We start from the raw sequence: 12,811 nt of genomic DNA on the forward strand, positions 1-12,811 counted from the left end.
CATTTTATTTTAATCCTTGACAAAAAGAAGCCTATTAACTCTCTAAAATTTCTTTATACAATAGCTCAAGAGCCCTATTTACGGACCTATTAACTATTCTTTCTCGCTGCCCTCCTAATTGTTCTTTTATTGCAAAAATTTTAGTCGGCGTTGCTATACCAATAAAAACAGTACCAACATCTGCATCAGAATCACCCTTTGTAGGTCCTGCATTTCCAGTTGTTGAAATTGCAAAATCTGTTTTAAGCAGTTTTTGAACATTTTTAGCCATTGCCATTGCCACTTGCTCACTAACTACAGAATACTCTTTAATAATTTTCTCTGGTACGTTTAATACATTAATTTTTACCTCTGTAGCATAACTAACTACACTACCTTTAAAATATTGAGATGCTCCAGGTTTAGATGTTAACATTTCTGCTATTTTACCTCCCGTAAAGCTTTCTGCTGTAGCTAATGTTTTAGACTTTTCTGTTAACAGCCTAGCAACAACAACCTCTAAGTTATCTTCTCCTTCTTCACCGTAAATTAGATCGCCTATTATTTGTAATAATTTAGCACTCTCTACTTTTATAACATCTTCTAACTCTTCTTTATGCTCACTTTTACCAGACAAACGCAAACGTACAGAACCTAAACTTGGTAAATATGCTAAATTTAAATTACCAGGTAACTTATCTTCCCATTGCCCTATTAGCTCTGCCAATGCACTTTCTCCTATACCATAAGTCACAAATGTTTTATGTATAATATGAGGTCTATTGAACTCTCTAATTATACGCGGCACAACTTCTTCTGTAATTAAGTAACGCATTTCAAAAGGGACACCTGGCATAGAAACAAAGACTGTGTTAGTATCTTTAATCCACATTCCTGGAGCCGTACCCTTTATATTATGCAAAACAGTAGCTTTAGACAAAACTAGTGCTTGTTGTTTATTTATATCTGATATTGGATTGTCTGAGTATCTTTTAAATAACTCTTTTACGTGTAGCAACACCTCATCATTCTGCACCAAAGTATCATTAAAATACTCGCATAAAGTGTGTTTAGTAATATCGTCTTTAGTTGGTCCTAAACCACCAGTAATTAAAACAACATCTACTCTTTTCGCTGCTTCTTTTAAAGCAGAAAGGATATGCTGTTTATTATCTTGTACAGATGTTATTTGATAAACAGATACCCCAATTTTATTTAATTCCTTACCAATAAAAGCTGAGTTAGTATCTACAACTTGCCCAATAAGCAACTCGTCTCCTATGGTTATTATTTCTGCAAACATTACAGGTTAAAATCGTTCTTTAATTCTGAAACTACTTGTTGTACATCTATTTTCAACAATTTAAAAGTCTCTTCAATCTTAACAAAATCTCCTTTTTCTTTTCCTAGAGTTTCTATTTCAAATGCAGCAGCTCTTGTTTGCTCCATACCTAACAAATCTACATTTGGCTTAATTTTGTGTGCCAATTGATATGTAGGTTCATAATCTTTACTTTCAATTGCTTTTTCTAGCAAGTCTAAATCCTCTGGCACTTCCTCTAAAAAAACAGATACAACCGAATTGATAAATTCCGTATCACCCTCAGCCATTTCATTTAATTTATCAAGACTATATATCATTATATCATTTATTTAATATTTAATGTAAACATTTGTTCATCTTCCAACGTACCGCAAAGGTAATCATTAACATCTACTCTTCCTACACCTGCTGGTGTTCCCGTAAATATTATATCTCCTTTTTTTAACGTAAAATATTGAGAAACATACGAGATAAGCTCGTCTATTTTCCATAACATTAGGTTTGTATTCCCTTTTTGTACAATTTCTTCATTTTTTAATAATGAAAAATTAATATTGTCTACAGATTGAAACTTACTCTTAGGCAACCACTTACCAATAACAGCTGCACCATCAAAACCTTTAGCTTTCTCCCAAGGTAATCCTTTTTCTTTCAATTTAGATTGAAGATCACGTGCCGTAAAGTCTATTCCCAGCCCAATTTCATCATAATAATTAGCTGCAAAATTTCTATCAATATGCTTACCAACCTTCTTTATTTTAACCAAAACTTCAACCTCGTAGTGTATATCTTCAGAAAATTCTGGAATATAAAAATCTTGTTCTTTTGGCAAAACAGCAGAGTCTGGCTTAATAAAAACTACTGGATCTGTTGGACGCTCGTTATCTAATTCTTTAATATGATCTGTATAATTACGACCAATGCAAATTATTTTCATATCAAACTATATATTTTATTGCTTTTCTTTTGATAGCTTTAAGCTTACTGCAGGTATTAGATGTTTTGTATTGTCTTTAGACTTCACTTTAAAATCTGTCCACTCACCCATACCATAAACCATAACTTTAAAGTTTTGGTTTTTATTGTAAATACCTCCAAATGTAGGTGCAAACCTATCTTCTAAAGTTAACTCATTACTAATAGGGTCTTTGCCTTTTAGCGCATACCAATTGTAAGGTATAAATAACCACTCTAACCCAATATAAACACCTTCTCTTGGCATTTTTATATTAAATGCAGATAAGTCTATTGACACAAAATCGTTCTCTGCAAATGCCTCTAAAATTATACTTTTACGAAGTAAATCTGCTTCTGGCTTTTTTGTTTCAGGATTTACACTGTATACACGAATCCTGAATTTAGATGCCTTTCTTTTAAAACTATCATCTTTCTGAAAAAACACCGTAACCTTATTAATGTATTTTTTCTGAGCTCCTATGTTTGGATAATACGTTGCTAAAACCCAAGGCGTAGAAGAAGATGCAAATCCGCTTTTTAAATCATAACTAGCAACAGGGTTTAAGACGTAAGAATCTCCTAAAGATTTAGCTACAACAACCTCATCTAACTCAAAAGACTCTTGCTCCATATAGAACTTTTTATCTGTAACAATTTGTTTAACTGCTACAATAGTATCTTTATACCCCAAAGAAGACAAGTGTACTTTTTTTTCTAAAAAGGCAGATGGAACGTCTATAAAAAAATAACCCTTTTCATCTGTAGATGCCCCTTTTAATGTATTTAAAAAGCTGACACTTACATAAGGTATTGACTCTTGAGTTTTAGAGTCATAAATAGTACCATCTATTAAAACCTCCTGCGCAGTTATAGTAAACACAAAGAAAAAGAACAATAAAAAAAATCTCATTTTTTTAACCTAACTTATTATTTAACTTACTAAGCTTAATTTGCGTTAGTACTTTTTTAGTGTAAAGAGGAAAATCGGCATTTAAAATCCACCCAAAATAACCAGGTTCTTTTTCTAAAACAGCATCTACTTTTTTTCCTTTGTGCTTACCAAAAGAAAAAGCAGCATCGCCATCTTTATCTATTATAATAAAACCAGCAAAATCTACAAATTTTCTACGCGTAGTAAATTCTGATAATTTTTTAATATCGTTTTCTAATTCTGGGTAACGATCTAACTGAGATTTTAAAACCTCGTATGTTGCATTAGTATCTGCAGCAGCACTATGTGCATTGGTTAAATCTTTATCGCAATAGAATTTATAAGCAGCCTCTAATGTTCTTTTCTCCATTTTATGAAAAATAGTCTGTACATCTACAGAAACTGTGTTTTTCATATCAAAATCTACATCTGCACGTAACATTTCTTCTGCTAGAAGTGGAATATCAAACCTATCTGAATTGTACCCTCCTAAATCGCAATCTTTAATCATTGCATAAATTTCTTTAGACAATGCTGCAAAAGTTGGCTCATTAGCAACTTTCTCGTTTGTAATACCATGTACTGCTATTACCTCTTCTGGAATTTGCATTTCTGGATTTACCAACCACGTTTTGCTTTCTTTATTTCCGTTAGGATATACTTTTAAAATGGAAATCTCTACCACTCTATCTTTAGCCACGTTTATTCCTGTTGTTTCTAAATCGAAAAAACATATTGGTCGTGTTAACTTTAAATCCATTTTATTTCTATTTTATCACAAATATAGATGAATAGCTACTTTTACGAAAAGGAAAATAAGTATAAAAAAAAATGCTCTGTAAAAAACAGAGCATTTCTATACTATTAAAGCAATTATACGCTTTTTAAATCTCTCTATTTACATCCCAAGCCTCTAGATAATCTGCTACAGCTTTAATAAACATACCACCTAAAGCACCATTTACAACACGGTGATCATAACTATGCGATAAGAACATTTTAGAACGTATACCTATAAAATCTCCCTCTGGTGTCTCTATAACAGAAGGTACTTTACGTATTGCTCCTAATGCTAAAATAGCAACTTGTGGCTGGTTAATAATTGGCGTACCAAACACACTACCAAATGTGCCAACATTTGTTACTGTATATGTACCACCTTGAATATCATCTGGCTTTAAAGCATTGTTTCTAGATCTGTTTGCCAAATCGTTTACAACTTTTGCCATACCAACTAAGTTTAACTGATCTGCATTTTTAATTACAGGCACAATTAAATTACCGTCTGGTAAAGCTGCTGCCATACCTATATTTATATTTTTCTTTTTTATTACAGAATCGCCATCAAAAGAAATATTGATTAACGGGAACTTTTTAATAGCAAATGCTACAGCTTCCATAAAAATTGGAGTAAACGTTAGTTTTTCTCCTTCTCTTTTTTGAAAAGCATCTTTAGTTTTATTTCTCCAGTTTACAAGATTAGTAACATCTACTTCTATAAAACTCTGTACGTGCGCAGATGTAGATATACTAGACGTCATATGTTGGGCAATTAACTTACCCATACGAGATAACGGAACAACCTCATCTCCTGCTGATGCAACAACTGGCGCTGCTTTAGGAGCTTGTGCTTTTGGCGCAACTGATGCTGGAGCCGCTTGTGCAGCAGCAACACTACCATTATTACTAGGTGCTGTTCTATTTTCTACATAATCTAATATGTCTTTCTTTGTTACTCTGCCTTCTTTACCTGTACCAACTATTGCGTCTAATTCTGCAACAGAAATACCTTCTTCTTTAGCTATGTTTTTAACTAAAGGAGAGTAAAATTTTTCTGTATCACTAAAATCTTGTGGCGCAGCAACAGTCTCTTTAGCTACCGCAATAGAGCTCTCTATAGCAGCAACTTCTGGTGTTGTATCAACTTTATCTTCAACCTTAGTATTATTAGCATCTGTCGCAACAGTAGTTCCTGCATCTCCAGAAACTTCTATTATAGCAACAGTCTGGCCAACTTGTACTACATCATCAACATCAAAAAGCATTTCAACCAATACACCTTCTACTTCAGAAGGTACTTCAGAATCTACTTTATCTGTGGCAATTTCAAAAACAGCCTCATCCATCTCAATGGTATCTCCTACCTGCTTTAACCAAGTAGTTAATGTTGCTTCTGCAACACTTTCACCCATCTGAGGTAATTTTAATTCAAACTTTGACATATCACTATTTTAAAAGCAAATTATATACTTAATTTTACAAAAATAACAATTAAAACACCATTTAACTGTATTTAGTGCATTTATTTTAATTTAAACCATTACAATTTTAAAGAATTCTCAAAAGGAACCCTGTTTAAAATACTCCTACCCAATGTAACCTCATCTGCATATTCTAGCTCATCACCAACTGCTATACCACGCGCTATAGTAGATGTTTTTAAGTCTAAACTTTCTATCTGTTTATAAATATAAAAGTTAGTTGTATCACCTTCCATTGTAGAACTTAAAGCAAAAATAAGTTCTTTTATAATACCTTCTTTTGATTTATTAACCAAAGAATTTATAGTTAAGTTCTGCGGACCTACACCTTCCATTGGAGATATTCTACCTCCTAAAACGTGATATAACCCTCTGTATTGCCCTGTGTTTTCTATTGCCATTACATCTCTAATATCTTCTACCACACAAACCAAAGACTCATCTCTTTTAGGATTTGCACAAATTTCGCACAAGGCAACGTCTGATATATTATGGCAGTTAGAACAAAACTTAATTTCTTCTCTTAGCTTTAACAAACTAGTAGACAATGCGGTAGTTTGATCTTTGGGTTGCTTTAATAAATGTAATGCTAAACGCAAAGCTGTTCGCTTGCCAATTCCTGGCAACTGAGAAATTTCATACACTGCATTTTCTAACAACTTAGAAGAGAATTCCATTCAATTATTTTTCTATACAAATTTACAATATATTCTTGTTATTTATGAAGGATTAATACCTATGATGATATTTTTTCTTTTTGTACTTTGCACCCGTAATTTACGCATTATGACATCTACACATATCCTAATTCTTATAGGTTGTTACTTTTTGGTATTACTACTAATATCTTACTTAACCGGAAAAAACGATTCGAACGAAGATTTTTTTAAAGCCGGAAAACAATCTCCATGGTACATTGTAGCTTTTGGTATGGTTGGGGCGTCTTTATCTGGCGTTACATTTATATCTGTTCCTGGCTGGGTACAAGGATCACAGTTTAGCTATATGCAAGTTGTTTTTGGTTATTTGGTAGGTTACTTTGTTATAGCATACCTACTAATGCCTATTTACTATAAACTTAACGTAACCTCTATTTACGAGTATTTAAAAGAGCGTTTTGGTATTGTTAGTTACAAAACAGGAGCTTTCTTTTTCTTTATATCTAGGGTGTTAGGTGCCTCTTTTAGATTGTTTTTAGTTGCTTTAGTGTTACAGCAATTTGTTTTTGACGACTTAAACATTCCGTTTGAAATTACTGTAACCCTATCTATATTACTTATATGGATCTATACTTTTAAAGGCGGAATAAAAACTATTGTCTGGACAGATACACTACAAACATTGTTTATGCTTATCTCAGTTGGCTTATCTATTTACTTTATAACAGATAAGTTAGAGCTTGGCTTAGGAGAGTTGTTAGCATCTGATGAACTTAAACAATACAACAAGATATTTTATACCGATAGCTTCCTTGCTAAAAACCATTTTATAAAATCATTTTTTGGAGGTATGTTTATTGCTATTTGTATGACAGGCTTAGACCAAGATATGATGCAAAAAAACCTAAGTTGCAAAACATTAAAAGATGCACAGAAAAATATGGTTTCTTTTAGCTTAGTATTGGTAGTTGTTAACTTTATCTTTTTATTATTAGGAGCTCTTTTATTTATCTATGCTAATAAATTTAATATTACTACACCTTCTCTTGGAGGCGTAGGCGAACCTAAAACAGATTTACTTTTTCCTGAAATTGCCTTAAATAGCGGATTAGGAATTACAATAGCCATAACATTTATGCTGGGTTTAATAGCTGCAGCATACAGTAGTGCAGATAGTGCACTTACATCTTTAACAACTTCTTTTTGTGTAGATTTCTTAGGAATTGAAAAAAAGCCAGAGAAAGAACAAAAGAAACTGCGTAAACTTACTCATATAGGTATGAGTGTTTTACTTATTATTGTTATTATAATATTTAAAAACATCCTAGACCGCAACGTTATAGACAGCTTACTTACTGTTGCTACCTATACATACGGACCTCTACTTGGCTTATTTGCATTTGGTATTTTTACAAAACATAAAATAAAGGACAAATGGTCTTGGCTAGTTGCAATATTACCCGTTTTTCTTATTTTGTTAATTTCTAATATACCAGCTGAAAAACTTGGAGGCTATATTGTTGGATATGAATTGCTACCAATTAACGGTTTACTTACCTTTTTTGGTCTTTGGTTGATACGTGAAAAAGAATAAAATCAATTTTAAAAATCTTAACAAAAAGTTAAATATTTATTATTTGTAATATTTTTTAACTCGCAATATATTTTTAAATTTAATATTGATTTGTAGCTAATAAAACTAAAGTACAAGCCTCCAAAACCTCTATATTATTCTTTTTCAGGATTTTATAAAATTCAGGATTTTCTGTTCCGGGATTAAATATTACTCGTTTTGGTTGTAATTTTACTATAGAATTGTAATATTCTACCTGCCTAGATGGGTTTAAATACAAAGTAACTGTATTTATATTTTGAAAATCCGTTAAATTATCTTTAATTTGGAGCTGTAAAATAGTCCCTAAATTTTTACCAAACGCTACTGTTGTTATTTTCTTTTCTAATAGTTTCTTTACAGCAAGATAACTATATCGATTCGGATTCAACGAAGCACCAAAAACAAGGGTTTTAGACATTTTTTGAAAATTTAATGTTAAATTTTGTTAACTAATGTAACTTTATTGTAAAATAAACGTCTAATAGCTAACTAGTTATTATTAAAGACATTTAAGATAAGGTCATTGATAACGCTGTATTTTTATAGTTAATGGTTAGTGTTTAGTATAGCCTATCGATGACAAAGAAGCCCAGAGTTTTATAACTCTGGGCTTTGTGTTTTTATAAAGGTTAGGTTCTGGTTACCATTTAATTACCACACTCCCCCAAGTAAAGCCACTACCAAAGGCTGCTAAAACGACTAAGTCGCCCTTTTTAACTTTACCTTGTTCCCAAGCCTCTGTTAATGCTATTGGTATAGATGCTGCTGTTGTATTACCATATTTCATAATATTATTAAAAACCTGATCATCATTTAACTTAAACTTCTTCTGTATAAACTGAGAAATTCTAAGGTTTGCCTGGTGTGGTACTAGCATATCAATATCAGATACTTCTAAATTATTAGCCTGTAACCCTTCCATAATAACCTCACTAAAACGAACTACTGCATTTTTAAATACAAATTGTCCATTCATATACGGAAAATAAGACTCGTCATTAGGATCGTTCTCTTCTATAATATCTGTAACCCAACGCTTACCCATACCTGGAGCAATTAAAGATAATTCTTCTGCGTGTTGCCCTTCAGAATGTAAATGCGTAGATAAAATACCAGTATCTGTATCTTCTGCCCTACTTAATATTGCTGCTCCTGCACCATCACCAAAAATTACCGAGACACCTCTACCGCGTGTAGACATATCTAATCCGTGAGAATGTAATTCAGATCCTATTACTAGAACATTTTTATACATTCCGCTTTTTATATATTGGTCTGCCACAGAAATAGCATAAACAAAACCAGAACACTGGTTTCTAACATCTAAAGCACCAACAGTTTTTATGCCTAAATCTCTTTGTACTAAAACCCCTGGTCCTGGAAAATAATAATCTGGACTTAGTGTAGCAAAAACAATAAAGTCAATATCATCCTTATCTATACCAGCACGCTCTATAGCAATTTTGGCAGCTTTAACGCCCATTGTAGTAGTTGTATCGCCATCACCTTTTACTACGTGTCTTCTTTCTTTAATACCTGTACGTTCTTGTATCCAAGCGTCATTGGTATCCATCACCTTAGACAAATCATCGTTTGTAACCACGTTTTCTGGCACATAATGACCTAACCCTGTTATTTTTGAATTATACATATTTTCTACTTTAAAATCTTATTTCTTTAGGTCAAAACCCTATTTAAGGTTGCAATATATAAATAATGATAATTTTTATTTGCAATAGATTGAAGATAACCAAAAAAACTGATAATTAACGCAAGGTGTGCCAGTTTGTCATAGTAACCTTAATTGGTATTTTATTTGCCATAGTAATTACAGAATTAAAAATAATAATCAGTTTCCCTCTTAGGGATTAAAAAAAATACAATTTAATTATGGCGACAGGTAAGATTAATGTATCCGTAGAGAATATTTTTCCACTTATAAAGAAGTTCCTTTATAGTGATCACGAGATATTTTTACGCGAATTAATATCTAATGCTACAGATGCAACATTAAAATTAAAGCATTTAACTTCTATAGGTGAAGCTAAAGTAGAATATGGTAATCCAGTTATCGAAATAAAAGTAGATAAAGAAGGAAAAAAAATACATATTATAGATCAAGGTCTAGGTATGACTGCAGACGAGGTTGAAAAATACATTAACCAAGTTGCTTTTTCTGGTGCTGAAGAATTTTTAGACAAGTACAAAGATTCTGCTAAAGATTCTGGTATTATTGGTCATTTTGGTCTTGGTTTTTACTCTGCCTTTATGGTTGCAGAAAAAGTAGAAATTATTACAAAAAGCTTTAAAGACGAGCCAGCAGCACATTGGACTTGTGATGGTTCTCCTAATTTTACATTAGAAGCAGCTGACAAGACAGATCGTGGTACCGAAATTATTTTACACGTTGCAGAAGACTCTACTGAGTTTTTAGAAGAAGGTAAAATAAGTGAACTTTTAAACAAGTACAACAAATTTATGCCTGTACCAATTAAATTTGGTATGCGTACAGAAACTTTACCTAAGCCAGAAGATGCTAAGGAAGAAGATCCTGCACCTACACAAGAGGTAGACAATATTATAAATAACCCTAACCCTGCTTGGACAAAAGCTCCTGCAGATTTAAAAGAAGAAGACTATAAAGGTTTTTACAGAGAGTTATACCCAATGCAGTTTGAGGAGCCTTTGTTTAACATACACCTTAATGTAGACTACCCTTTTAACTTAACTGGTATTTTATATTTCCCTAAGTTAACAAACGATTTAAACGTACAAAAAGACCGTATACAATTGTACCAAAACCAAGTATTTGTTACAGATAATGTAGAAGGTATTGTACCAGAGTTTTTAACTATGTTGCGTGGTGTTATAGATTCTCCAGATATACCATTAAATGTATCTAGATCTTACTTACAAGCAGATGGTGCTGTTAAAAAAATATCATCTTACATCTCTAAAAAAGTAGCTGATAAATTAGCTTCTTTATACAAGAATAACAGAGAAGATTTTGAAGCTAAGTGGAATGACATTAAAATTGTTATTGAATACGGAATGCTTTCTGATGATAAATTCTTTGACAAGGCTGACAAATTTGCATTATACCCAACTGTAGACGGTGCTTTCTATACGTTTGAAGAATTACAGGAAAAATTAAAAGCTACGCAGACTGATAAGGATAATAAATTAGTTCTTTTATATGCGTCTGATAAAGAAGCACAACACAGTTATATTGAAGCTGCAAAAGCTAAAGGATACGAGGTTCTATTACTAGATTCTCCTATTATTAGTCACTTAATGCAAAAATTAGAAACTTCTAAAGAGAATATTTCTTTTGCAAGAGTAGATGCAGACCACATAGATAATCTTATTAAGAAAGATGAAGAGCAAATATCTAAACTTTCTGAAGAAGAAAAAGAAGCTCTTAAAAAAGAACTAGAAGAAACAATTACAAACAAAAGCTTTACTGTACAATTAGAAGCTATGGATAGTGCTGCTTCTCCTTTTACAATTACAGAGCCAGAGTTTATGCGTAGAATGAAAGAGATGCAACAAACCGGTGGCGGTGGTGGTATGTTTGGTATGGGTAATATGCCAGAAATGTACAACCTAATTGTTAACACAAACCACGCTTTGGTTTCTGAAATTCTAAATGCAGATGCTCCAGAAACTAAACAACGTTTAATAAACCAATCTTTAGATTTAGCACGCTTATCTAAAGGCTTATTAAAAGGTGAAGAGCTTACTAACTTTATTAAAAGAAGTTACGAAATGGTAAAGTAATAAGTTCCTACAAGCTTTAAAATATAAAATCCGCATCAATTACTTGATGCGGATTTTTTTATACCTACAAGCAATTGCAAACATTGCATCGCAATAATTTGTATACAACTGCACCTGAGATTTTTTATCTCCCTTTTTACAGCCTTCAATTATTTGGTTGGTGGTTTGTTGCATAAATGTGTGTAAATATTCTATCTTAAAAACGATTGTCTTTTTAAAGGGTTTCATTTTTAACAAAAAAAGCCATCACTAAATTTTAGTGATGGCTTAAAAATAAGTAAGTTTTAAGGTATTTATACCTGAAATTTATTTTTGTAATAATTTTTATAAATAGGCACCTGTATCAAAGTCATTACAGCCAAAGCCACTATACCATATAGTAAACTATTATTTAAATGTATATTTTTAAATAGTGATGTTAGTACATTATAATTTGTATTTGGCAACCAATTTGGGTTTTCCTCTGTTCCAAAGAATGATAAATACACGCATAAGCCACCTAATAAAACAAAAATAAATGCCCAAACTGGCTTAGATATTAAAGATGTATAGGTTGTTACAGTAGACGATTTTTCAACTGCTACTTTAGACATAATTAGGTCTGTAAAATCTACAGATGTTTTCTCTATTGGTAAAGACCGCATGGTTTTACCTATAAACTCGTCTATATTTTTTTGTTCCTTATCCATATATATTTATTATTTCTGGAGAGATCTTAGTTTCTATTATTGCTGCTAATTTTTTTCTACTTCTAAACAATTTAACCTTTAAATTATTTACTGGTATTGCTGTTATTTTGGCTATTTCTTTTAGCGATAGCTCTTCAAAATAAAACAAGGTTAGTAAAGCACTTTCATCTGCTGCTAATAGCGCTATGCATTCTTGTATTGCAGCTGTACGCTCTTTGTCTTGCATTTGCTCTAAAGCATTATCTATTGTATGCAAATTTCTTTCTGTTACATTTTCTATAGGTACAACCAAAGCATTTTTCTTTAGTTTTTTTAGTTTATCTAAACTTGTGTTATAAACCACCTTATATAGCCAAGTAGAAAATTTAGCATCTCCTTTAAACTTGTCTAATTTTATATACGCTTTTACAAAAGCATCTTGTGCAACCTCTTCTGCTTCTTCTTTATTACGCAACATTCTAACAGCTAACGTAAAAACCATATCCTTATATTTATTTACAAGAAATGTATAGGCTTGCGCGTCACCGGCAAGTATTTTGGTTATATAATATTGGTCGTTTGTATTAGTCATTTGTAGGTTAGACGACCTATTAATTGGTTTGGTTACCAAAGTAGT

Annotated in this window: 14 protein-coding genes; 2 read left to right on the forward strand and 12 right to left on the reverse strand. The window is 32.0% G+C overall.

What is annotated here, in order from left to right; genetic code table 11:
- Nucleotides 1-34: 34 nt before the first annotated feature.
- From BT107_RS16305 to recR, 7 genes are all read right to left on the reverse strand, one after another.
- Nucleotides 35-1,282 (reverse strand): competence/damage-inducible protein A, encoded by a 1,248-nt coding sequence (locus BT107_RS16305; RefSeq protein ID WP_072304900.1) that lies wholly within the window; start codon nucleotides 1,280-1,282, stop codon nucleotides 35-37.
- Nucleotides 1,282-1,620: an Hpt domain-containing protein gene (locus BT107_RS16310; RefSeq protein WP_072304901.1), complete on the reverse strand. Its 339-nt coding sequence runs from the start codon at nucleotides 1,618-1,620 to the stop codon at nucleotides 1,282-1,284. Before BT107_RS16310 ends, BT107_RS16305 begins: the two co-directional genes overlap by 1 nt.
- Nucleotides 1,621-1,628: 8 nt before the next feature.
- Entirely contained in the window at nucleotides 1,629-2,240 is a 612-nt protein-coding gene (locus BT107_RS16315) for a fumarylacetoacetate hydrolase family protein (protein WP_072304902.1), read from the reverse strand.
- A gap of 15 nt (nucleotides 2,241-2,255) precedes the next feature.
- Nucleotides 2,256-3,170: a carboxypeptidase-like regulatory domain-containing protein gene (locus BT107_RS16320; RefSeq protein WP_072304903.1), complete on the reverse strand. Its 915-nt coding sequence runs from the start codon at nucleotides 3,168-3,170 to the stop codon at nucleotides 2,256-2,258.
- A gap of 4 nt (nucleotides 3,171-3,174) precedes the next feature.
- Entirely contained in the window at nucleotides 3,175-3,951 is a 777-nt protein-coding gene (locus BT107_RS16325) for a 3'-5' exonuclease (RefSeq protein ID WP_072304904.1), read from the reverse strand.
- A 124-nt stretch (nucleotides 3,952-4,075) separates the two neighbouring features.
- Complete coding sequence (locus BT107_RS16330) at nucleotides 4,076-5,413, reverse strand: dihydrolipoamide acetyltransferase family protein (RefSeq protein ID WP_072304905.1); 1,338 nt, start codon at nucleotides 5,411-5,413, stop codon at nucleotides 4,076-4,078.
- Between the two features lie 98 nt (nucleotides 5,414-5,511).
- On the reverse strand, nucleotides 5,512-6,129 hold the full coding sequence (recR, locus tag BT107_RS16335; RefSeq protein ID WP_072304906.1) for a recombination mediator RecR: 618 nt from the start codon (nucleotides 6,127-6,129) through the stop codon (nucleotides 5,512-5,514).
- A gap of 109 nt (nucleotides 6,130-6,238) precedes the next feature.
- On the opposite strand from recR, the gene BT107_RS16340 reads away from it, so the two are divergent.
- Nucleotides 6,239-7,705, forward strand: coding sequence for a sodium:solute symporter (locus BT107_RS16340; RefSeq protein ID WP_072304907.1), 1,467 nt, complete (start codon nucleotides 6,239-6,241; stop codon nucleotides 7,703-7,705).
- Nucleotides 7,706-7,784: 79 nt separating this feature from the next.
- Here the strand turns inward: BT107_RS16340 and BT107_RS16345 are convergent, their stop codons facing one another.
- Both BT107_RS16345 and BT107_RS16350 read right to left on the reverse strand, forming a co-directional pair.
- The gene (locus BT107_RS16345; protein ID WP_072304908.1) at nucleotides 7,785-8,144 is read right to left on the reverse strand and encodes a CoA-binding protein; all 360 of its coding nucleotides are present in this window, start codon (nucleotides 8,142-8,144) and stop codon (nucleotides 7,785-7,787) included.
- 222 nt (nucleotides 8,145-8,366) lie between these two features.
- Entirely contained in the window at nucleotides 8,367-9,377 is a 1,011-nt protein-coding gene (locus BT107_RS16350) for a 3-oxoacyl-ACP synthase III family protein (protein ID WP_072304909.1), read from the reverse strand.
- Nucleotides 9,378-9,616: 239 nt separating this feature from the next.
- On the opposite strand from BT107_RS16350, the gene htpG reads away from it, so the two are divergent.
- Nucleotides 9,617-11,506, forward strand: a complete 1,890-nt coding sequence (gene htpG / locus BT107_RS16355; RefSeq protein ID WP_072304910.1) for a molecular chaperone HtpG — start codon at nucleotides 9,617-9,619, stop codon at nucleotides 11,504-11,506.
- 39 nt (nucleotides 11,507-11,545) lie between these two features.
- On the opposite strand, the gene BT107_RS16360 is transcribed toward htpG, so the two are convergent.
- The 3 genes from BT107_RS16360 to BT107_RS16370 all read right to left on the reverse strand — a co-directional run bounded on the left by BT107_RS16360 (nucleotide 11,546) and on the right by BT107_RS16370 (nucleotide 12,766).
- Complete coding sequence (locus BT107_RS16360) at nucleotides 11,546-11,734, reverse strand: hypothetical protein (protein WP_072304911.1); 189 nt, start codon at nucleotides 11,732-11,734, stop codon at nucleotides 11,546-11,548.
- A gap of 65 nt (nucleotides 11,735-11,799) precedes the next feature.
- Nucleotides 11,800-12,195 (reverse strand): hypothetical protein, encoded by a 396-nt coding sequence (locus BT107_RS16365; protein WP_072304912.1) that lies wholly within the window; start codon nucleotides 12,193-12,195, stop codon nucleotides 11,800-11,802.
- A complete protein-coding gene (locus BT107_RS16370; RefSeq protein ID WP_072304940.1) occupies nucleotides 12,188-12,766 on the reverse strand; it encodes an RNA polymerase sigma factor in 579 nt (192 codons plus the stop codon). Before BT107_RS16370 ends, BT107_RS16365 begins: the two co-directional genes overlap by 8 nt.
- Nucleotides 12,767-12,811 lie beyond the last annotated feature (45 nt).

It is taken from the genome of Cellulophaga fucicola (assembly GCF_900119145.1).
Taxonomy (GTDB): Bacteria; Bacteroidota; Bacteroidia; order Flavobacteriales; family Flavobacteriaceae; genus Cellulophaga; species Cellulophaga fucicola.